We start from the raw sequence: 22,119 nt of genomic DNA, 5'->3' as shown, positions 1-22,119 counted from the left end.
CGGCGGCGGTCGGTCAGGGACGGGCGGACGGCTCGGCGGCGGTACCGGCGCCCGGCAGCGCGCCCGGTTCCACGGAGTCGGTACCGGCGCCCAGCAGCGCGGCCAGTTCCCGCCGGCGGGGGAAGGAGCCGGGGCGGTAGCCGCACCACGGCTCCTCGGCGTACGGGTCGCCGGTGACGCCGTACGCGCGGGACCGCGAGCCGCCGCAGACCCGGCGGAACTCGCAGGCACCGCACCGGCCGCCCAGCCGGTCGGGGTCCCGCAGGCCGGTGAACAGCTCCGAGGAGCGGTAGATCTGCGTCAGCGGTGTCCGGCGCACGTTCCCGGCGCCCAGGGGGAGGAAGCCGCTCGGGTGCACGGAGCCGGTGTGCGAGACGAAGACGAAGCCGCGGCCGGCGTTGACGTCCAGGGGCGGGCGCCGCACCCGGCGCGCTCCGGCGTCCAGGCCCAGCTCGGCGGCCCGCTCGCGCAGTTCCCGGTACAGCCGGCCGAGTCCGAGCACCGCCACGTGGTCGTCGCCGGCGGCGGCGAGGATCTGGCGCTGCAGGGCGACGCGGCGGAAGTGGTGGGCCTCGGTGGTCTTGGCGGGCACGGTCAGGCCCACGTCGTGGACGAAGTTGAGTACGTCCTCCACCTCGCCGGCGGTCAGCGCGCCCAGGCTTCGGCCGCGGCCGGTGGGCACCAGGAAGAAGGCGCTCCACAGCATCGCCCCGTGCTCGGCGACCAGGCGGACGATGTCCGGGAGGTCGTGCAGGTTGTGCGGGGCGACCGTGGTGTTGATCTGCACCTTCATGCCGAGGGCGCGGGCGGTGTCCCAGGCGTCCAGGGTCCAGCGGAACACCCCCGGCACACCGCGGAAGGTGTCGTGGATCTCGGCGGTGGAGCCGTCCAGGCTCAGCGAGAGTCCGACCGCGCCCGCCGCGTGCAGCTCCCGCAGCCGCTCTGCGGTGAGCGTCGGGGTACCGGACGGGGACACCGCGATCCGGACCCCCGCCTCCCGGCCGTGGGCGACGAGTTCGGTCAGGTCGGGGCGCTGGAACGGGTCACCGCCGGTGATCACGAACAGCGGGGCGGGCTGCCCGAAGGCGGCCACCTGGTGCAGCAGGTCCTTGGCGGCGGCGGTGTCCAGCTCACGCGGGTCGCGGTCGGGCACGGCCTCGGCGCGGCAGTGCAGGCAGGCCAGCGGGCAGGCCCGGGTGGACTCCCAGATGACGATGAAGGGCCGTTCCCCGGCGTCGTGCCGCTGGCGTCGGATGGCGTGTGCGGCGGTGGTCATCGTACGTCCCTGCCCGGCGCCCCGGTGCTGCGTCCGGCCGCCCTGGAGTCAGGGCAGACGTGGCGGGCGGCCGGACGGTGACCGGGCCGGAACGTGCGCGGCACCCACCGCGGACGACAGCGGTGTGATCGGCCTTGCGGGTGGTCAAGGTGGTCGAGGTGGTCGGGCACGGAATACCTCCGGATCGGTCGCCGTCAGCCTCCACCGGTGGTGGTGGCCGGCGCGGCGGCCGATGGTCTTCTTCACCAGGGCCGAAGGTCCCTCGTCGCGGCGGGTGCGACAGGGCCGGCCGGGCTCGTGTTCAGGGGCGGTCCGGGGAGCGCGGGGCCAGGGCGTCCGCAGTGGCCACCAGGGCGACACCCAGACCGGTCAGTGCCGCGCCCAGGCCGGCGACCAGCGTCGTGAGGTGCCATGCCTGGTAGGCGGACATCAGTGAGGCGCGCAGGGACTGGCCCATGAACGCGGTCTGGCGCAGCTTGGCGAGCTTCTCGTCGTCGCCGCCGGTGGCGTGCAGCTCGGCGGTGATCTCGGCGTAGGTGCGGCCGCCGGTGGCAAGGGCGACATTGCCGTTGATGAACTCGGCGTAGGCGTGCGCCTCGGGGCCGGTCTCCACGCGCCGGCCGGCGTAGGGGGCGAGGTCGGCGGGCAGGCCGTGATCGGGGAAGGTGATCTTCTGGGCGGCCAGTTCGGTGCGGATCTCCTTCCTGCCGCTGCGGGCGCGGAGCAGCATGACCGGTCCGGCGACCGCGAGGGCCGCACCGACCGTCCCGAGCAGCGCGCCGGCCCGGCGGTGCCCGCCGCGGTGTGATCCGTCCATGACGTGTCTTCCTTCTTTCCTCGTGTGTGTGCGGGTCTCGTGTTGTGTTCGGGTACGGCGGTCAGCGGTGGCTGAGCCGCAGTCGCCAGCTGTCGGGGCCGCGTTCCAGGTACTCCACGGCGAAGGCTCCCGGGGTGCGCTGTTCGATCTGCGCGAGCAGCGGCAGCGGATCGTGCGGGGCGACCAGCACCATCGCCGTCCCCGCCGGCACGGCGTCCAGGGCGCCGAAGACCGTGGCGTGGCGCAGGGCGTGCGGAACCTCCCTCACGTCCAGTTCGGGCTCGGCCGTCTCCTCCTCGCCACCGCAACCGCAGATTCCGCCGCAGCCACCCGTCTCCTCGATCTGTCCTTCGCGCATGTCTTGTCCTTCCTCGGTGTCCTGGTCTTCCTCGGTGTCCTGGTCTTCCTGCGCGCCCCCGTGAGCGCACCCGCCGCCCGTGCCGTGCGCGAGCCGGTGGTGCGTGTCCGCCAGCAGCGCGGCCAGGGAGACCTCGGGCGCCATGGCGAGCAGCGGCAGCACGAGGCCGTTCTCCTTGGCCACGTGGTCTTCGAAGAGCACCTGCAGGGCCCGGGCCTCCGCCGCCGCGTCCGCCGGGCGGGGTGCGGCGCGCAGGGTGTCGACGAGCGTGGTGAGGCACCGGTGTTCGCCGATGAGGCTCTCGATCAGCAGGCGGGCCTCGGGCATGCCGTGGGCGGCGGGATAGATCGCGGCCTCCTCGGCCGCGGCGTGCGGCAGCAGCGAGCGGTCGCAGAAGTCCACGAGCCCGGTGCGCATCCGCTCCGCGGCGCTCGGGTCGCGGTCCACGGCGATGAACAGCATCTTGACCCGGCCGGCCAGTTCCCCGGCCAGGCGGGCGTGATGTGCCTCGGCCTCTTCGAGGGCCGCGGCGTCCTCGGGGTGCGAGGCGAGGGTGAGCACGGTCATGGCGGGGTCTCCAGGAGGTCGCGGTCGGCTAGGGCCTGTCGTCAAATTCCCGTCGTCGCCCGAAGGGCGGCCCCGCGGCGTCTGGTGCGTGCTCTCGGCGTGCCGGGCGGAAGCCCTCGTACTGGACGTACTTGGGGTTTCGCCCGGTGCGGCGAGAGTGCGTGCCAGGCGTCGCGGGGCAGACGGGAATTTGACGACAGGCCCTCGACCGGTGCGTGGGTAGGGCGGTCCGAGCGCTCAGCCTGCAACGCCGGCCGCGCCCGGCCCCCCGGCCGACCGGGTCCCGTCCCCGGGACCGATGGTCCCTGCCGTGACCGGCCGGACAGGGTCTGAAGGTCCTCCCGCAGGGACCGCAGGCCCCGGGTGCTCCAGGTTCACCCCCCATAGCGTTTCGGCCATGGAGAACGTTCAGAGCGCACGGCGACGGGAGCCGCACGCCGGTGAGGGCTGGCCGCTGGCGGCCCGCCGGCTGCTCACGCGCAGCGAGGTGTCGGCCGACGGACGCGCGGTGTTCGGCACGGGTGATCCCCGGTGGGAGGGCTTCTACCGGGACCGGTGGGCGCACGACAAGGTGGTGCGGTCCACGCACGGGGTGAACTGCACCGGTTCCTGCTCGTGGATGGTGTACGTCAAGGACGGCATCATCACCTGGGAGCACCAGGCCACCGACTACCCGTCGATCGGCGCGGACTGCCCCGAGTACGAGCCGCGCGGCTGCCCCCGCGGTGCCTCGTTCTCCTGGTACACGTACTCGCCCAGCCGGGTCCGCTACCCGTACGTGCGCGGGGTTCTGCTGAAGATGTGGCGTGAGGCCCGCAAGCGGCTCGGCGACCCGGTGGCGGCCTGGGCGGAGATCACCTCCGACCCGGCGAAGGCCCGCGCGTACAAGCGGGCCCGGGGCAAGGGCGGGCTGGTGCGCGCCGACTGGGACGAGGTCAGCGAGCTGATTGCCGCCGCCCAGGTGCACACCGTCAAGACGTACGGCCCCGACCGCGTCGCCGGCTTCTCCCCGATCCCGGCGATGTCGATGGCGTCGTTCGCCGCCGGCGCCCGGTACCACTCGATGATCGGCGGCACGCTGCTGTCGTTCTACGACTGGTACGCGGACCTGCCGGTCGCCTCGCCGCAGGTCTTCGGTGACCAGACCGACGTGCCGGAGGCCGCGGATTGGTGGAACGCGGGCTACCTGATCATGTGGGGCTCGAACATCCCCGTGACCCGCACCCCGGACGCGCACTTCCTCACCGAGACCCGCTACAACGGCACCAAGATCGTCGCGGTCAGTCCCGACTACGCGGACAACGTCAAGCACGCCGACGAGTGGCTCTCCCCGCACCCGGGCACGGACGGGGCGCTGGCGATGGCGATGGGCCATGTGATCCTGCGCGAGTTCCTCGTCGACCGCGAGGTGCCCTACTTCCAGGACTACCTGCGCAAGTTCACCGACGCCCCCTTCCTGATCACCCTGCGCGAGCACGAGCGCGGTCTGGTCCCGGACGGGTTCCTCACGGCGGCCGACCTGGGCCAGGACGGGGAGCACGCCGAGTCCAAGACCGTCGTCGTCGACTCGGCCACCGGCGAACCGGTCGTGCCGAACGGCTCCCTCGGCTTCCGCTGGGCGCAGGAGAAGGGCAACTGGAACCTGGACCTCGGCGACGTCGTGCCCGAACTGAGCCTGCTGGAGCCGGCCGGGAAGACGGCCGAGGTCGCGCTGCCCCGCTTCGACGAGGGTGCCACCGAAGGCGGCTCGGTCCTGGTCCGCGGAGTGCCGGTGCGCCGGATCGGCGGACGGCTGGTCACCACCGTCTTCGACCTGATGCTGGCGCAGTACGGTGTGCAGCGCCCCGGGCTGCCGGGCCGGTGGCCCACGTCCTACGAGGACGCCACCGAGCCCTGCACACCCGCCTGGCAGGAGACGATCACCTCCGTCCCGGCGGAGCAGGCCGCCCGCATCGCCCGCGAGTTCGCCCGCAACGCCGAGCGCACCAACGGCCGTTCCATGATCGCCCTCGGCGCCGGCACCAACCACTGGTTCCACTCCGACACGATCTACCGGGCGTTCCTGGCGCTGCTGACGATGACCGGATGCCAGGGTGTCAACGGCGGCGGCTGGGCGCACTACGTAGGCCAGGAGAAGGTCCGCCCGGTCACGGGGCAGCAGCACCTGTCGTTCGCCTTCGACTGGCAGCGGCCCACCCGGCACATGGCCGGCACCTCCTACTGGTACCTGAACTCCGACCAGTGGCGCTACGAGGCGTTCGGGCCCGAGGAGCTGGCCTCCCCGCTCGGCACCGGGCGCTTCGCGGGCCAGGGGTTCGCCGACTGCCTCGCGCAGGCGGTGCGGCTGGGCTGGACGCCCGGTCACCCGGGCTTCAACCGCAACCCGCTCGACATCACCGACGAGGCGAAGGCCCGCGGCAAGCAGGTCGCCGAGCACATCGTCGACGAGCTGAAGTCCGGGCAGCTGAAGTTCGCCGTCGAGGACCCCGACGACCCGGCGAACTTCCCCCGCGTCCTGACGGTGTGGCGGGCCAACCTGCTGGGTTCCTCCGGCAAGGGCAACGAGTACTTCCTGCGCCATCTGCTGGGCACGGACGCGGCGGTCCGCTCCGAGCAGACTCCGGCGGGGGCGCGCCCGAAGGACGTGGTGTGGCGGGAGGAGGCGCCCGAGGGCAAGCTCGACCTGATGGTCTGCATGGACTTCCGGATGACCTCCACCGGCCTGCTCGCCGACGTCGTCCTGCCGGCCGCGACCTGGTACGAGAAGGACGATCTGTCCAGCACGGACATGCACCCCTTCGTGCACGCCTTCACCCCGGCCATCGCCCCGCCCTGGCAGGCCCGCACCGACTACGACACCTTCCTGACCCTCGCCGACCGGTTCAGCGAGCTGGCCGCAGAGCACCTCGGCACCCGCACCGACGTCATCGCCGTGCCGCTGCTGCACGACACCCCCGACGAACTCGCCCAGCCCGGCGGCGTCGTCAGGGACTGGAAGACCGGCGCGTGCGAGCCGGTCCCCGGCAGGACCATGCCGAAGCTGGCCGTCGTCGAGCGGGACTACACCGCGATCGCGCAGAAGATGCGTGCCGTCGGACCCCTGCTGGACACCCTGGGCACGACCACGAAGGGCGTCACGGTCCACCCGGACCGGGAGATCGAAGACCTGCGGCACCGCAACGGCACCGTCAGGGACGGCATCGCCGCCGGGCGGCCCTCGCTCGCCACCGCGAGCGACATGTGCGAGGCGATCCTCGCCCTGTCCGGCACCACCAACGGCCGGCTCGCCACCGAGGGCTTCCGGGAGCTGGAGCGGCAGACGGGCAGCGAGGGCCTGGTCGAACTCGCCGCCGAGCGCGAGGCGGACCGGATCACGTTCGCCGACACCCGCACCCAGCCCCGCTCGGTGATGACGTCGTACGAGTGGTCGGGCTCGGAGACCGGCGGGCGCCGCTACTCGCCGTTCGTCATCAACACCGAGCACAAGAAGCCCTGGCACACCCTCACCGGCCGGCAGCACTTCTTCGTCCAGCACGACTGGATGGCCGAACTGGGCGAGCAACTGCCCGTCTACCGGCCGCCGTTGAACACGCCCAGGCACTACGGCGACGAGCACCTGCACGAGGGGGACCGCGCGGAGGTCACCGTCCGCTATCTGACCCCGCACTCGAAGTGGTCCATCCACTCGAACTACCAGGACAACAAGTACATGCTCGACCTGTCCCGCGGCGGCCCGACGATCTGGATGTCCACCGCCGACGCCGACAAGATCGGCGTGAAGGACAACGAGTGGATCGAGGCGTACAACCGCAACGGTGTCGTCGCCGCCCGGGCCGTGGTCACCCACCGGATGCCCGAGGGCACGGTGTACATGTACCACGCCCAGGACCGCAACGTGAACGTGCCGAAGACCGAGGTCAGCGGCAAGCGCGGCGGCATCCACAACTCCCTGACCAGGCTGCTGCTCAAGCCGACCCATCTGGCGGGCGGGTACGCGCAGTTCACGTACGCCTTCAACTACTACGGACCGACCGGCAACCAGCGCGACGAGGTCACCGTCATCCGCCGTCGCTCGCAGGATGTGGAGTACTGAAATGCCCCGTGGCGAAGCCACTATCGGACGCGTCCTCGCTCAAGTGGCGATGGTGATGAACCTCGACAAGTGCATCGGCTGCCACACCTGCTCGGTCACCTGCAAGCAGACGTGGACCAACCGCACCGGCGTCGAGTACGCCTGGTTCAACAACGTCGAGACCAAGCCCGGCGTCGGCTACCCGCGCCGCTACGAGGACCAGGAGCGCTGGAAGGGCGGCTGGATGCTCGACAAGCACGGGCGTCTGGTCCTGCGCTCCGGCGGGAGGACCAAGCGGCTCCTGTCCCTCTTCTCCAACCCCGACCTCCCGTCCATCGAGGACTACTACGAGCCGGTCACCTACGACTACGACAACCTGGTCAGCGCCCCCGCCGGCCCGGACATGCCGGTTGCCCGCCCGCGTTCCGTCCTGACCGGCAGACCCACCGCCATCACCTGGGGCGCCAACTGGGAGGACGGCCTGGGCGGAGCGCCCGAGCACGCGGCCGGCGACCCCAACCTCGGCGGGGAATGGGCGCAGAAGGTCAAGTTCGAGTTCGAGCAGACCTTCCTCTTCCACCTCCCCCGCCTGTGCGAGCACTGCCTCAACCCGGCCTGCGTCTCCGCCTGCCCCTCCGGCGCGATGTACAAGCGGGTCGAGGACGGCATCGTCCTCGTCGACCAGGACCAGTGCCGGGGCTGGCGGATGTGCGTGACGGCATGCCCGTACAAGAAGGTGTACATCAACCACGCCACCGGCAAGGCCGAGAAGTGCACGTTCTGCTTCCCCCGCATCGAGGCCGGCCAGCCCACCGTCTGCTCCGAGACCTGCGTCGGCCGGCTGCGCTACCTCGGCCTGCTCCTGTACGACGCCGACCGCGTCGGCGAGGCCGCCGCCACCCCCGACGAGCGCGACCTGCTCGACGCCCAGCGCGGCGTCTTCCTCGACCCGAACGACCCCGAAGTCCGCGCGGCCGCACGGGAGTCGGGCATTCCCGAGGACTGGCTGGACGCCGCCCGCCGCTCCCCCGTGTACGACCTCGTCATGCGCTACAAGGTGGCGTTGCCGCTGCACCCGGAGTACCGCACGCTGCCGATGGTCTGGTACGTCCCGCCCCTCTCCCCCGTCCTCGACGCCGTCGGCGCGGCGGGCGGAAACCAGGACGACCCCGACCACGTCTTCGCCGCCGTCACCCGGCTGCGCATCCCGCTGGAGTACCTGGCAGAACTGTTCACCGCCGGGGACACGGACGTCGTCGGCGGGGTGCTGATGAAGCTCACCGCGCTCCGCTCGTACATGCGTGAACGCACCCTCGGCGAGGCGGGCGACGAGGCCGCGCTGAAGGCCGTGGGGCTGACCCCGCGCGAGGCGGAGGACCTGCACCGGCTGCTCGCCGTCGCGAAGTACGCCGACCGGTACGTCGTCCCCGCCGCGCACAAGGAGGACGCCGCCGCCCTGACCGCCATCGAGAACCGCTGCCCGGTCGAGACGTCCGGCGACGACGGGCCCCGCAAGGTCATGCTCGGCATCCCCACCCTGCGCCGCAACCCCACCGCCGGAGGACGACCGTGAGCCCCCTGCCTTCAACGATTCCCGCCATCGTCCGCACCCGCGTCCGGGCCGCCGTACACCGTCCGGCCCGGCTCACTCCCGAGGAGGCGGCGGGACGGGCGCTGACACTGCGGCTCGTGTCGCTGCTCCTGCAGTACCCCGACTCCGAACTGACCGCGGCCCGAGCTGAGTTGACGGCGGCGGTGGAGGCCATGCCGGCCACACCCGCGGCGGAACACCTGGCCGGGTTCACCGACTGGTTCACTGCGCAGGATCCCGAGGCGCTGGAGCGGCACTACGTCGAGATGTTCGACCTGCGCCGCAGGAGCAGCCTCTACCTCACCTACTACCTGCACGGCGACACCCGCCGCCGGGGCATGGCCCTGCTCACCCTCAACCAGCGCTACCGGGCCGCCGGCTGGGACACCGGCGGCGCCGAACTGCCGGACCACCTCCCGGTCGTGCTGGAGTTCGCCGCCCTGGCCGGCCCGGGCGGCGGTGAGGCCCCGCTGCGCCAGCACCGGCGCGGGCTGGAGCTGATCCACCGGGCGCTGACCGACGCCGACTCGCCGTACCGGCACCTCCTGGCCGCGCTGCTCACCCTGCTGCCCCCGCCCACCGAGGCGGACCGCGCGGCGGTGGACCGGCTCGCCGCCGAGGGCCCGCCCGACGAGGAGGTCGGGCTCGACCCCTACGGGGCGTACGGGGAAGGGGAGTTCGCTCCTCCGGGCACCTTCGTGCCGCCCATGCCCGCCCCGCCGACCCGTATTCCGCCTGCTCCGACCAGCCGTACGGAAAGCCGCCGATGAACGCCGTGTCCTCCCCCTTGGCCGCCGCTCCGGCGAGCGGCGCCGATCTGCTCCTGTGGGTCGCTGTCCCCTACGTCTGCCTCGCCGTGTTCGCCGTCGGACACGTCTGGCGCTACCGGCAGGACCAGTTCGGCTGGACCTCCCGCACCACCCAGCTCCTCGAACACCGCTGGCTGCGCTGGGGCAGCCCGCTGTTCCACCTGGGCGCCTTCATGGTGATCGCCGGGCACGTCGCGGGGCTCGCCGTTCCCGACTCGTGGACCGAGGCCGTCGGCATATCCGAGCACGCATACCACACCACGGCCGTCTGGGCGGGTTCGGTGGCGGGCGTCGCCATGGTCACGGGGCTGGGCATGCTGTGCGCCCGCAGACTGCTGACCCGCCGGATCCGCCTGGGCACCGACCGCAGCGACAAGCTCCTCTTCCCGCTGCTGTCCGCCACCGTCCTGCTGGGCATCACCGCCACCGCCGCCCACAACGTGTTCGGCCCCGGATACGACTACCGCGCAACCGTCTCCGTATGGTTCCGCGGACTGTTCGTCCTCCAGCCGCAGCCCGAGGCGATCTCCGGGGCACCCCTGCTGTTCCAGCTGCACGCCCTGACCGCCTGCCTGCTCTTCGCCGCCTGGCCGTTCACCCGCCTGGTCCACGTGTGGAGCGCCCCGATCGGCTACCTGGCCCGGCCGTACCTGGTCTACCGCCGCCGGGCCACGACGCCGGCGGCCCCGACGGCCGGGGGCCTGCCCTCACCGGCCCCCGGCGCCCGCCGAGCCGCATGAGGCCGGTGGGGCGTAGAGGTTGGAAGATGGAGTGTGGGCAACTATCTGGGACGCCTCCGGCGCTGGCTGCTCGGCTCAGGCATGGGCTCTTCCGCTCGCCCCGGGCGGTCCCGCTCGGGGCGCCGCCAGGGCGGCCGGGAGCAGGGCGCGCCGCCTGAGGGAGGGGTGGGGCGGCGGCCGCATCGGCTGTCCTCGCTGCTCAGTGCGCGCAGTGTGGCCGGTGAGGTGTTCCTGCTCCAGCTGGGTGTCGTGGTCCTGCTCGTCGCCGCCGCGGTCGGGGCGCTCGTGGTGCAGGCCCGCAGCGCCGCCATGGTGGACGCGCGGCACCGGACGCTCGCCGCCGCCGGAACGTTCGCGGAGTCCCCGGGGATCGTCGCCGCCCTGCGCAGTCCCCATCCCAGCGCGGTGCTGCAGCCCAGCGCCGAGGCGGCCCGGAAGATCGCCGGGGTCGACGGCATCAACGTGTACACGCTCAACGGGCTCACCGTCACCCACAGCGACCCGCGCCAGATCGGGAAGCACGTCGTGGGCCCCTTCTCCAGGGCGGCGGCCGGCAAGTCCTTCACCGAGACGTTCGAAGGGTCCCTGGGCCAGTCCGTGGTCTCGGTGGTCCCCGTCAAGGACGCCGCCGGCAGGGTCATCGCCGTCGTGTCCTCCCCGGTCACGGTCCAGAACGTCCAGGGCATGGTCAACAGCCAGCTGCCGGTCGTCCTCGGCAGCGCGGCCGCGGTGCTCGCCCTGTCCGCGGGCGGCACCTTGCTGGTGAGCCGCAGGCTGCTGCGCCGGACCCACGGCCTGGGGCCGGCCGAGATGACGCGGATGTACGAGCACCACGACGCGGTGCTGCACGCGGTCCGGGAGGGCGTGCTGATCGTCGGCGCCGGCGGACGGCTGCTGCTGGCCAATGACGAGGCGCGGCGGCTGCTGGACCTGCCGGCGGCCGCGGAAGGGCTCCCCGTCACGGATCTGGGCCTGGAGGAGGGGATCGCCGAGCGGATCGCCTCGGGCCGTTCCGCGTCCGACGAGGTGCACATGGCGGCCGATCGGCTCCTGGCGGTGAACATCCGGCCCACGGCCCCGTACGGGTCGGCCGGGACCGTCGTCACGCTGCGCGACACCACCGAGCTGCGGGCGCTGTCCGGCAGGGCCGAGGTGGCCCGCGAGCGGCTGACGCTGCTCTACGACGCGGGGGTGGGGGTGGGCACGACGCTGAACGTGGAGCGCACCGCGCAGGAGCTGGCGGAGGTGGCGGTCCCGCGGTTCGCCGACGTGGCCACGGTCGACCTGCTGGACCCGGTGCTGCGCGGCGAGGAGCCGCCCGAGATGAACACCGAGATGCGCCGCACGGCCACCGTCGGCCTCCAGGGCGACCACCCGCTCTACCCCGTCGGCAAGCTGGTCCGGTTCGTACCCACCAGCCCCATGGCCACCGGGCTGGCGAGCGGCCGCGCGGTCCTGGAGGCGGACCTGCGTGCCACCCACGGCTGGCGGATCCAGGACCCGGCCAACGCCCTGCGCCTCCTGGACCGCGGGATCCACTCCATGATCGCCGTGCCGCTGCGGGCCCGCGGCGTCGTGCTGGGGATGGTCGGCTACTGGCGGGGGCAGGGCTCCCCGCCGTTCGACGAGGAGGACGTGTCCTTCGCCGAGGAGCTGACCGCCCGGGCGGCCCTGTCCATCGACAACGCCCGCCGCTACACCCGCGAGCACACCGTGGCCGACACCCTGCAGCGCAGTCTGCTGCCCCGGCGCGTACCGGAGCAGTCCGCCGTCGAGGTCGCGCACGTCTATCTGGCCGCGCGGGCCGGGGTGGGCGGGGACTGGTTCGACGTCATCCCGCTGCCCGGCGCCCGCGTGGCGCTGGTGGTCGGCGACGTCGTCGGACACGGTCTGCACGCCGCCGCCACGATGGGTCGCCTGCGTACGGCCGTGTACAACTTCTCCAGCCTCGACGTGCCGCCGGACGAGCTGCTGAGCCACGTCGACGAGCTGGTCGCCCATATCGACACCGACGAGCAGGAGTGGCAGGGGATCACCGGAGCCACCTGCCTGTACGCCGTCTACGATCCCGTCTCGGGGCGGGTGACGGCCGCCACCGCGGGCCATCCGGGCCCCGCGCTGGTGCGGCCCGACGGCACCGTGTCCTTCCCCGACGTGCCGGTCTCGCCTCCGCTGGGCCTGGGCGTGGGCCTGCCCAGGGAGACCGCGGAGCTGACCCTGCCCGAGGGCTCCCTGCTGGCGCTCTTCACCGACGGGCTGATCGAGAGCCGCGACCGCGATCCGGACGTGGGGCTGGCCGCGCTGCGCGCCGCCCTGGCCGGGCCCGCCCGCTCCCCGGCGGAGACCTGCACCGCGGTGATCGACGCGGTGCTGCCGGCCAGGCCCAGTGACGACGTGGCGCTGCTGGTGGCCCGCACCCGACGGCTGGACCCCGCGCGGATCGCGGAGTGGGACGTCTCCCCCGACCCCGCGGAGGTGTCCCGCGTACGCAACGCCTGCGCCCGCCGACTGGACCGGTGGGGCCTCGACGACATCGCCTTCACCACGGAACTCATCCTCAGCGAACTGATCACCAACGCGATCCGCTACGGGACCGAGCCCATCCGGGTGAGGCTGCTGTACGACCGCAGCCTGATCTGCGAGGTCTCCGACGGGTCCAGCACCTCCCCGCACCTGCGCCGGGCCGAGGCCACCGACGAGGGCGGCCGCGGCCTGTTCCTCGTGGCACAGTTCGCCCAGCGCTGGGGCACCCGCTACACCGCCCGCGGCAAGATCATCTGGAGCGAGCAGGCCCTCCACGACGCGGCCGCGCCGCCCGGGGCGCTGACGGAGGAGGATCTCCTGGCCGGATGGGGCGACGAGCCGCTGTGAGAGCGCGCCGGCTGGGACTGCGCCGCCGCGGCCGCTGAACGTACGCTGGTGTCGACCGGTACGCGACCGCCCGCCATGGAGCCTTCGTGCCCGCACCCCGTCTCCGGACCGCCGCCGTCGCCGTCTGCCTGGCCTTCGCGGCGGCACCCCTCGGCGCCTGCGGGGACAAGCCCGCCGTCGTACGCAGGCCACCCGCGGTGGCCGCCTCCGCCGCGGAAGCCGGCGGCATGGCGGCACTGACCGCGGCGGCGAAGAAGGAGGGCTCGCTCAACACGATCGCGCTCCCGGGCGACTGGGCCAACTACGGCGCGCTGATCGACGGCTTCGAGAAGAAGTACGGGATCAAGGTCACGGTGGAGAACCCGGAAGGCACCAGCCAGGACGAGATCAACGCCCTGAAGGAGCACAGGCGCGACGGCAGCGCCCCCGACGTGATCGACGTAGGGGGCCCGTTCGCCCGGTCGGCGGCCCAGCAGGGCCTGCTCGCGCCGTACGAGGTCGCCGAGTGGGACGGCATTCCGAAGGAGCAGAAGGACCCGCGGGCCCGCTGGTACAACAACTACGGCGGCTACGTCTCGATCGGCTGCGACGCCAAGCGCGTCGAGACCTGCCCCGCGACCTTCGCCGACCTGCGCAAGCCCGAGTACAAGGGCAAGGTCGCGCTGAACGGCGACCCGACCAAGTCCGGCTCCGCCTTCGCCGGCGTGTGGGCGGCGGCCCTGGCGAACGGGGGCTCCTTCGACGACATCCAGCCCGGTATCGACTTCTTCGCCGAGCTGAGCAGGAACGGCAACTTCATCCCGGTCGAGTCCACGCCGTCCACGATCGAGCAGGGCAGGACGCCGATCAGCATCGACTGGGACTTCCTCAACCTCGGGTACGCCGACGAGTTCCACGCCAAGGGCGCGGACGTCGACTGGCGGACCGCCATCCCCTTCGACGGCAGCTTCGCCGAGTACTACGCCCACGGGGTGAACAAGGACGCCCCGCACCCCGCAGCGGCACGTCTGTGGCAGGAGTACGTCTTCAGCCCGGAGGGCCAGAACATCCGGCTCGGCGCCTACGCACGCCCCGTGCTCATGGACGCCATGGAGAAGGACGGCACCCTCGACAAGGCCGCCGCGGAGAACCTGCCGACGGTCGAGGGCACGCCGGCGTTTCCGACGGAGGCGCAGCGGGAGAAGGCGAGGGAGACCGTCGACCGCAACTGGGCCGAGGCCGTCTCGGGCTGAGGGCTGGGAGCCGGGGGCCGGGGCCGGCGGCCGGGGGCCGGGGCGCGCTACGCAGGCAGCGGCGGGAGGGCCGGCTCGTGGAGCCAGGCCCTGAACAGCTCGTCCAGCGGACCCTCCGCGTAGCGGGACGCGTGGTGGGTGAAGCCCGCCGTGGTCACGACGGCGTGGCGCTGCGTGGTGGCCCAGTCGCGGAGCATGCGGAAGAAGGCATGGTCGCCCAGGGCCCGGCGGACCGCGTGCACGGTCAGCCCGCCGCGCTCGTAGAGCCGGTCGTCGAACATCAGCTTGCGCCCGGGGTCGGCGAGCCGCAGGTCCTGCGGCTGCGCGGCCAGCAGCCGGTGCGCGGCGGCCGCCAGGTCGTGCACGCTACGGCCGCCGGAACGCTCCGACCAGAGCCATTCGGCGTACTTCGCGAAGCCCTCGTTGAGCCAGATGTGCCGCCAGTCGGCGATGGTCGTGCTGTTGCCGAACCACTGGTGGGCGAGCTCGTGGGCGATGAGGCGCTCCGAGCCGCGGATGCCGTCGACGTGGTTGGTGCCGAACATGGCGAGCCCCTGGGCCTCCACCGGGACGTCCAGTTCCTCGTCGACGACCACGACCGCGTACTCGCCGAACGGGTACGGCCCGAACAGCTCCTCGAACAGCTGCATCATGGCCGGCTGCCGGGCGAAGTCGCGGGAGAACCGCGGCAGCAGGTACGCCGGCACATGCGCGCTCTGCCGTACGCCGCCGAGCCCCGGGTCGCCGAGCAGCACCGTCTGGTGCATGCCGATGGACAGGCCGACGAGGTAGCTGGAGGTCGGCGCGGGCTGCTCGTAGACCCAGGTGGTCGTGCTGGCCCTGGTCGTCCGGGTGAGCAGCCGGCCGCCCGCCACCACCGTGTACGGGGACGGCGTGTTGACCGAGATCTGGTAGGACGCCTTGTCGGCGGGCCGGTCGTTGCACGGGTACCAGGAGGGCGCGCCGACCGGCTGGCTGGCCACCAGCGCACCGTCGGTCAGCTCCTCCCAGCCGATGCCGCCCCACGGGCTGCGCACCGGTCTGGGGTTGCCCGACCAGTGGACCTCCACGGTGAAGGCGGCGCCGGCGGGCAGCGGCTTGGCCGGGCGGACGCGGAGCTTGCCGCCGCGGTGGGTGTACTGCGGGGCCCGGCCGTCGACCAGGACCCGGCCCACCTTGAACTCGGCGAGGTTCAGGTGGAACTCGGGCAGCGGTGCCCGGCCGGCGATCGCGCCGATCCGGGCCGTGCCCGCCAGCCGGTTGGGGCCGGGACGGTAGGTCAGGGTGAGTTCGTACCGGTTCACCCGGTACCGGGGGTCGCCGTTGGCCGGGAAGTACGGGTCCGACGCCGTCGTGCTCTGGCCGCCCACTGTTGCTCGCCCTCCCTGCGCCGTGCTCGTAGCGTCCGTCAAGGCCGCCAGGCCTCGATCGGATTGCCCAGCCAGCGGGTGTCGGCCGGGACGGACTCCCCGGCCATCACGAGGGAGGCGGGGCCCAGGGTGCTGCGGGCCCCGACCGTGCTTCCGGGCAGCACGATTCCGCCCGGGCCCAGGGTGGCGCCCTCACCGAGGACCACAGTATCCGTCCGCAAGATCCGGTCGTGGAAGAGATGCGTCTGCACGACACAGCCGCGGTTCACGCTCGCTCCGTCGCCGAGCTCGACCAGGTCCGTCTCGGGCAGCCAGTAGCTCTCGCACCACACGCCCCGGCCGATCCGGGCGCCGAGGGCGCGCAGCCACAGGGACATCAGCGGGGTACCGGGCACCGATCCGACCAGCCACGGCACGGCCAGGACCTCGACGAAGGTGTCGGCCAGCTCGCCCCGCCACACCAAGCCGCACCACAGCGGATGCTCTCCGACCCGGTGCCGGCCCACCAGCAGCCACTTCGCGGCCGCCGCCACCGCGCACGCGGCCACGCCGGCGGCGAGCAGGACGCAACCGGACAGGAGTGCGCCGGCCGGCAGCCCCGGGCCGCCCGCCGTGATCAGCGCGCAGAGCGCCGCCGCGGTCAGCACGGCCAGGGCCACCGAGCAGCACACCGGGACGAGCCGGCACAGCTCGACCAGCCCGCGCGCCCACAGCAGGCGCGCGGGCGGGTCGTAGGTCCGGCTGCTGTCCGCGGCGGCGGCCGAGCGCGGCAGCCGGACGGGCGGCAGACCCAGGTACGAGCTGCCCTTCTTGGCCTTCTTCGGGGTGGCGGACAGCACGCCGACCAGCCCGTCGTCGGGCACGCTGCGGCCCGGGGCGGTCATCCCGGAGTTGCCGAGGAAGGCCCGGCGGCCGATCTCGGAGCGCCCGATCCTCATCCAGCCGCCGCCCAGCTCGTAGGGGGCGGTCAGGGTGTCGTCGGCGAGGAACGCGCCCTCGCCCACCGTGGTCAGGCTCGGCAGGGCCAGTACGGTGGACACCTCCGCGCCCCGGCCGATGCGCATGCCGAGCAGCCGGAGCCACACCGGGGTGATCAGGGCGGCGTACAGCGGGAAGAGCACGCCCCGGGACAGGTCCATCAGCTGGGTGACCGTCCACGCCTGCCAGCCGACCCTGCTGTGCGTCGGATGGCTGCCCGTGCGCAGGCCGATGCTGAGCAGCCGGACCAGGACCAGCAGCTGCAACGCGTAGGCGCACCCGAACACGAGCGCCGCGGGCACCACGGCGAGCAGCGCACCGCGCAGGGCCTCGGCGGCTGCGGCGCCGGCCGGCACGAAGCGGCCGGCCAGCAGCAGGGCGGGCAGGGCGGCGAGCAGGGGCAGGGCGGTGAGGCAGAAGCCGGTCGTCCCGTACATGGCCCGCCAGAAGACCGCGCGCGGGGGTCGCCGACGGGGCCAGTTGTGCTTGGCCTTGCCGAGCTTGGCGGCGGGCGCTCCGGCCCAGCGCTGGCCGGTGGGGATCTGGCCGGCCACGGCGGATCCGGGCGCCACCTCGGCGCGCTTGCCGACCCGGGCGCCGGGGAAGAGGACGCTGCGGGTGCCGACCACGGCTCCCGCGCCGACCTTGACCGGGCCGATCTCCAGCCGGTCCCCGTCCAGCCAGTACCCGCTGAGGTCGACCTCGGACTCGACGGCGCAGCCGCGGCCGAGCTTGAGCAGGCCGGTGACCGGGGGCAGCGCGTGCAGGTCCACGTCGGGGCCGATCCTGGCGCCGAGGGCCCGCGCGTAGCGCTCCAGCCAGGCCCCGGTGAGCGAGGTCGCGCCCGAGTACTCGGCCAGCCGCTCGGCCGTCCACAGGCGCAGGTGCACGCTGCCGCCGCGCGGGTGGCGGCCCGGCTCGACGCCGCGCAGCAGCAGCCGGGCGCCGCCGGCCGCGATCGCGAGCCGGCCCGGCGGGCTGAAGAGCAGCGCGGCGCCGGCGGCCACCAGCCACCACGGGGCGGTCGGCGCCCACGGGTACGGACCGAGGTGGTGCAGTACGTTGCCCAGGGCCAGCAGCGCCACGGTCCAGCGCAGGCCCACCAGGGTGAACAGCGGCAGCAGCAGGAGCAACTGCAGCGCCCCGGCCCGCGGGGGCACGGGCGGTACGGTCCGGGCGGCCTCGTCCCCCCGGACGGACTTCTCCAGCCGCCGGGCCAGCTTGCCGAGGGTGGGCTGCTGGTAGATGTCGAGCACTGCCACGCTCGGGTAGCGGGTGCGCAGCCGGGTGGTGAGCCGGGCGGCGGCGAGGCTGTTGCCGCCGATCGCGAAGAAGTCGTCCGTGGCGTCGGTGACGGCCACGCCGAGGGTCTCGCGCCACTGCTCGGCGAGCCAGGCCTCGGTGCCGTACAGCTGCGCGGCGGGGCCGGCGGCCTCCGCGTCGGCCGCGGTGGCGGGAAGGGGCCAGGGCAGCGCCTCGCGGTCCACCTTGCCGGAGGTGCGGGTCGGCAGGGTGTCGACCGGGGCGAGCAGCGGGACGAGGGCGGCGGGCAGCTCGGCGCGCAGCCGCCGGGCGGCCGCGGCGCGGTCCCAGCCGTCCTGGGTGACCAGGTAGCCGACGAGCAGCTGGTTGCCGCTGCGGGCGGTGCGTACGGCGGCGGCCGCGCCGGCGACTCCGGGCAGGGCCTGGAGTGCGGCGTCGACCTCGCCGAGCTCGATCCGGCGGCCGCCGAGCTTGACCTGTTCGTCGCTGCGGCCGAGGAAGACCAGGCCCTCGGGCTCGGCGCGGACGAGGTCGCCGCTGCGGTAGGCGCGTTGCCAGCCGAGCGCTTCCAGCGGCGCGTACTTCTCGGCGTCCTTGTCCGGGTCGAGATAGCGGGCCAGGCCGACGCCGCCGATCACGAGCTGGCCGCTGCCGCCCATCGGCACGGGTTCACCCGACCCGTCGACCACGGCCAGCTCCCAGCCGCTGAGCGGCAGGCCGATCCTGACCGGCTCCTCGCCGGTGAGCAGCGCGGCGCAGGCGACGACGGTGGCCTCGGTGGGGCCGTACGTGTTCCAGACCTCGCGCCCCTCGGTGACCAGGCGCTGGGCCAGCTCGGGCGGGCAGGCCTCGCCGCCGAAGATCAGCAGCCGGACCTCGTCCAGGGCCTCCGGCTCCCAGAGGGCGGCCAGGGTCGGCACGGTGGAGACCACGGTGATCTCCTGCTCCACCAGCCAGGGCCCCAGGTCGGGGCCGCTGCGCACCTGCGAGCGGGGGACGGGGACGAGGCAGGCGCCGTGGCGCCAGGCCAGCCACATCTCCTCGCAGGAGGCGTCGAAGGCGACGGACAGCCCGGCCATGACCCGGTCGCCGGGCCCGATCGGCTCGTCGGCGAGGAACAGCGCGGCCTCGGCGTCCACGAAGGCCGCGGCACTGCGGTGGGAGACGGCCACGCCCTTGGGCTTTCCGGTGGAGCCGGAGGTGAAGATGACCCAGGCGTCGTGGTCGGGGCGGGGGCGCCGTGTGGCGCCGGTGGTGGGTGTGGCACGGGTGGCGGGTGTGGCACCAGTGCGCTGCGTGACGTCGATGCGCTGGGTGACGTCGGTGCGCTGGGTGACGTCGATGCGGTGGGCGGGGCCCAGCACCGCCCGGACTCCGGCCTCGCCGAAGACCAGCTCGGCGCGCTCGTCCGGGTCCTCCGCGTCGACCGGTACGTAGGCGGCTCCGGCGGCCAGCACGGCGAGGATCGACGCGTACAGCTCGGTGGTCCCGGACGGCACGCGGACGCCGACCCGGTCGCCGGGCCGGACCCCGGCGGCCGCGAGCGCGCGGCGCCGGTGCTCGACCTCGGCGGCCAGCGCGCGGTAGGTCAGCCGGGTGGTGCCGTCGTCGAGGGCGAGCTCGTCGGAGTACGCCCGTACGGATGCCTCGAAGATGTCCAGGAGGGTGCGCGGCGGGGCGGCGGGCCCGGCCGAGAACCGGGCGGTTTTGGTGTGCTCCCCGGGTCCGCCGCCCGGGCCCCCGCCGGGTACGTCGCCCAGATCCCCGCCAGGTACGTCGCCCGGGTCCCCGCCCAGTGCCCCGTCCGGGCTCCCGTCAGGCGTGTCGCCCTCGGCGAGCAAGGTGAGGTCCCCGCGCTCAGGTGTGGCTGCCATCGGCCCTCGCGTCTCGTTCCCGGAACGTCCGGGTCGCCGGTGGAGACCGGGTTCACCCGGCTTGTTCCGGTCCGGCACCGATCAACCCGCCAGTTTAGTGCGCAGGCGGTTACGTGCCCGGCGAAACGCGCGTATGGCCGGTAACGGACGGTGGCGGGGACGGGGACGGGGACGGGGAGGCCGGGGCAGCGCCCGGGGGAGTCAGGTGTCGACGCGCTGGCGGCGGACCAGTTCGTGGAAGGGGCCGTCCGGGTCGGACAGGAGGGTGGCCGGGGGGCCCTGCTGGGTGATGCGGCCGGATTCCATGACGATCACGCGGTCGGCGTCCATGACCGTGGAGAGGCGGTGGGCGATCACGACGCGCGTGGCGCGCAGGGCGCGGGTGGAGGCGATGACCACGCGCTGTGCCTCGTTGTCCAGGGCGCTGGTGGCCTCGTCCAGCAGGACGATGCGGGGTTTGCGGACCAGGGCCTGGGCGATCATCAAGCGCTGGCGCTGGCCGCCGGAGACGGTGCCGCCGCCGTCGGAGAGCATCGTGTGCATGCCCATGGGCATGGCCTTGATGTCCTCGGCCAGGCCCGCCATCGCGGCGGCCTCCCACGCCTCCTCCACCGTGAACGGGCCCGCGCCGCGGATGCAGTCGAGGATCGAACCCGCGAAGGGCTGGGCCTGCTGGAGGACGACGCCGCACTGGCGGCGTACCGCTGAACGGTCGAGCGCGGCCAGGTCCTGGCCGTCGTACAGCACGCTGCCCGAGGTCGGCTCCGCGAAGCCGATCAGCAGGCGCAGCAGGGTCGACTTGCCGCAGCCGCTGGCGCCGACGATCGCGACGAACTCCCCGGGCCGGATCCGCAGCGAGACGTCGTCGAGGACGAGCGGGCCGTCGTCGGTGTAGCGGTAGGAGAGGTTCTTCACCTCGACGGCCCCGGTGAGCTCACCGGGCGGGACGGCGGAGCCGGCGGCCTCGGGAGCGGCGGCGAGGATCGGTGCGAGCTGCTCGTACATCGGCTGTACGGCGGCTGCCGAGAGGAGGGCGCCGGTCAGCTGGGTGACGCAGGACAGCAGCATGGTCACGGCGGTGCTGAAGGTCAGGAACTCGCCGGCCGACATGCTGCCGCGGGCCGGCCCGGCGAGCAGGACGAACATCACCAGGGTGCACAGGGGCAGTTGGACCGCGCCGAGCACGGTGAGGGTGTTCTTGATCCGGCCGATGCGCTGCTGGAGCTCGCGGGTGCGGGCGAACTCCCGCGCCCAGGCGGCGTAGGCGAAGCTCTCGGCCGCGGCGACACGCAGTTTGGGCAGTCCGCGCAGGGTCTGGAAGGCCTGGTTGTCGATCCGGTGGCCGAGTGCGATCAGGCGGCGCTGGTAGCGCAGTTGCCACAGCCCGAGGGCGAGGAAGACGACCGCGAAGAGGAACAGCACGGCGAGTGCCGCCAGCGCCAGCGGGACGCTGTGGACGAACAGCAGGACGAGGTTCACCGTGCCGACGGTGGCCGCCTGGACGCAGACCGAGCCGACTCCGGACAGCACGCGGCGGATGGCGCTGATGCCCAGGGCGGCGCCGGCGAGTTCACCGGTGGAGCGGCCGGCGAAGAACGTGGCGGGCAGCCGGAGCAGCCTGTCCCACACGGCCGGCTGGAGGGCGGCTTCGACGCGGCCCTCCACCCGCAGCACGGCGATGTTCTGCATGAGCAGGAACGCCGCCGAGACGACACTGGTGGCGACGAGCGCCAACGCGGCCTGCACGATGAGACTGTTCTCGGCCCGGGGCACGTACTCCCCGAGCACCGTGCCGGTGGCGAGCGGGACCAGCGCGCCCAGGCCGGCCGCGGCCAGTCCGCTGAGCAGCAGGCCGGGCAGCTCCCGGCCGGTGCCGCGGGCGCAGAAGCGCAGCAGCCGCAGCAGGCCCGGCCGGCCGTCGGGCAGCGGGCGGTAGAACATGACGGCGTGCGGGTCGAGGTCGGCCGCGGTGTCCTCGTCCACCCGCTCCCGGGTGCCGGTGGCCGGGTCGACGGCCTGGTAGCCGCCGCGCCGCCGGAGCAGTGCGACCGGTGTCCCGTCGGCCGCGCGCCGGCCCACCAGTGGGCCGTGGTCCTCGCGCCACCAGCGGCCGGTGAGCCTGACCGGGCGGGTCCGGACGCGCGAGGCGGCGGCGATGCGTTCGACGGGGTCCAGGCGTTCGTCGGCGGGGCCGGGCCCGCGGGGGTTGGGCCGGGCGACGCCCGTGTCCGGGGCGACCCGGGGGGTCCCGGCCCGCGCCCGTCTCTTTAACACCACTGTGCCCGCCGAACGCCTCTCGCG

11 protein-coding genes and 1 pseudogene are annotated in these 22,119 nt (G+C 73.5%); 6 read left to right on the top strand and 6 right to left on the bottom strand.

Going from position 1 to position 22,119, the window contains the following annotated elements:
• Positions 1-13 precede the first annotated feature (13 nt).
• From GPJ59_RS00815 to GPJ59_RS00805, 3 genes are all read right to left on the bottom strand, one after another.
• On the bottom strand, positions 14-1,276 hold the full coding sequence (locus GPJ59_RS00815; protein ID WP_219664182.1) for a TIGR04053 family radical SAM/SPASM domain-containing protein: 1,263 nt from the start codon (positions 1,274-1,276) through the stop codon (positions 14-16).
• A gap of 301 nt (positions 1,277-1,577) precedes the next feature.
• Positions 1,578-2,093, bottom strand: coding sequence for a hypothetical protein (locus GPJ59_RS00810; RefSeq protein ID WP_219664181.1), 516 nt, complete (start codon positions 2,091-2,093; stop codon positions 1,578-1,580).
• 61 nt (positions 2,094-2,154) lie between these two features.
• Complete coding sequence (locus GPJ59_RS00805) at positions 2,155-3,018, bottom strand: DUF2249 domain-containing protein (RefSeq protein WP_219664180.1); 864 nt, start codon at positions 3,016-3,018, stop codon at positions 2,155-2,157.
• Positions 3,019-3,415: 397 nt separating this feature from the next.
• Between GPJ59_RS00805 and GPJ59_RS00800 the strand changes: the two genes are divergently transcribed.
• The 6 genes from GPJ59_RS00800 (at position 3,416) to GPJ59_RS00775 (ending at position 14,333) form a co-directional block, all read left to right on the top strand.
• Complete coding sequence (locus GPJ59_RS00800) at positions 3,416-7,111, top strand: nitrate reductase subunit alpha (RefSeq protein ID WP_219664179.1); 3,696 nt, start codon at positions 3,416-3,418, stop codon at positions 7,109-7,111.
• Between the two features lies 1 nt (position 7,112).
• Entirely contained in the window at positions 7,113-8,663 is a 1,551-nt protein-coding gene (narH, locus tag GPJ59_RS00795) for a nitrate reductase subunit beta (RefSeq protein ID WP_219664178.1), read from the top strand.
• On the top strand, positions 8,660-9,451 hold the full coding sequence (gene narJ, locus GPJ59_RS00790) for a nitrate reductase molybdenum cofactor assembly chaperone (RefSeq protein WP_219664177.1): 792 nt from the start codon (positions 8,660-8,662) through the stop codon (positions 9,449-9,451). The genes narH and narJ overlap by 4 nt, the downstream gene beginning before the upstream one ends.
• Positions 9,448-10,230, top strand: coding sequence for a respiratory nitrate reductase subunit gamma (narI, locus tag GPJ59_RS00785; protein ID WP_219664176.1), 783 nt, complete (start codon positions 9,448-9,450; stop codon positions 10,228-10,230). The genes narJ and narI overlap by 4 nt, the downstream gene beginning before the upstream one ends.
• An 81-nt stretch (positions 10,231-10,311) precedes the next feature.
• Positions 10,312-13,101, top strand: coding sequence for a SpoIIE family protein phosphatase (locus GPJ59_RS00780; protein ID WP_374200759.1), 2,790 nt, complete (start codon positions 10,312-10,314; stop codon positions 13,099-13,101).
• A gap of 86 nt (positions 13,102-13,187) precedes the next feature.
• Positions 13,188-14,333: an ABC transporter substrate-binding protein gene (locus tag GPJ59_RS00775; RefSeq protein ID WP_308120058.1), complete on the top strand. Its 1,146-nt coding sequence runs from the start codon at positions 13,188-13,190 to the stop codon at positions 14,331-14,333.
• A 50-nt stretch (positions 14,334-14,383) separates the two neighbouring features.
• On the opposite strand, the pseudogene GPJ59_RS00770 reads toward GPJ59_RS00775, so the two are convergent.
• The 3 genes and pseudogenes from GPJ59_RS00770 to GPJ59_RS00760 form a co-directional block, all read right to left on the bottom strand.
• A pseudogene (locus GPJ59_RS00770) lies at positions 14,384-15,703 on the bottom strand (M1 family metallopeptidase); the annotation flags it as partial.
• Positions 15,704-15,741: 38 nt separating this feature from the next.
• Positions 15,742-19,818 (bottom strand): Pls/PosA family non-ribosomal peptide synthetase, encoded by a 4,077-nt coding sequence (locus GPJ59_RS00765; protein WP_219664173.1) that lies wholly within the window; start codon positions 19,816-19,818, stop codon positions 15,742-15,744.
• Between the two features lie 201 nt (positions 19,819-20,019).
• The coding region (locus tag GPJ59_RS00760) for an NHLP bacteriocin export ABC transporter permease/ATPase subunit (RefSeq protein ID WP_219664172.1) at positions 20,020-22,119 on the bottom strand (2,100 nt) is incomplete at its 5' end.

The sequence above is a fragment of the Streptomyces bambusae genome, from assembly GCF_019400985.1.
Taxonomy (GTDB): domain Bacteria; phylum Actinomycetota; class Actinomycetes; order Streptomycetales; family Streptomycetaceae; genus Streptomyces; species Streptomyces bambusae_A.
Note: the sequence above shows the minus strand (reverse complement) of the source record. Positions and strands in the feature narration are given on the sequence as shown.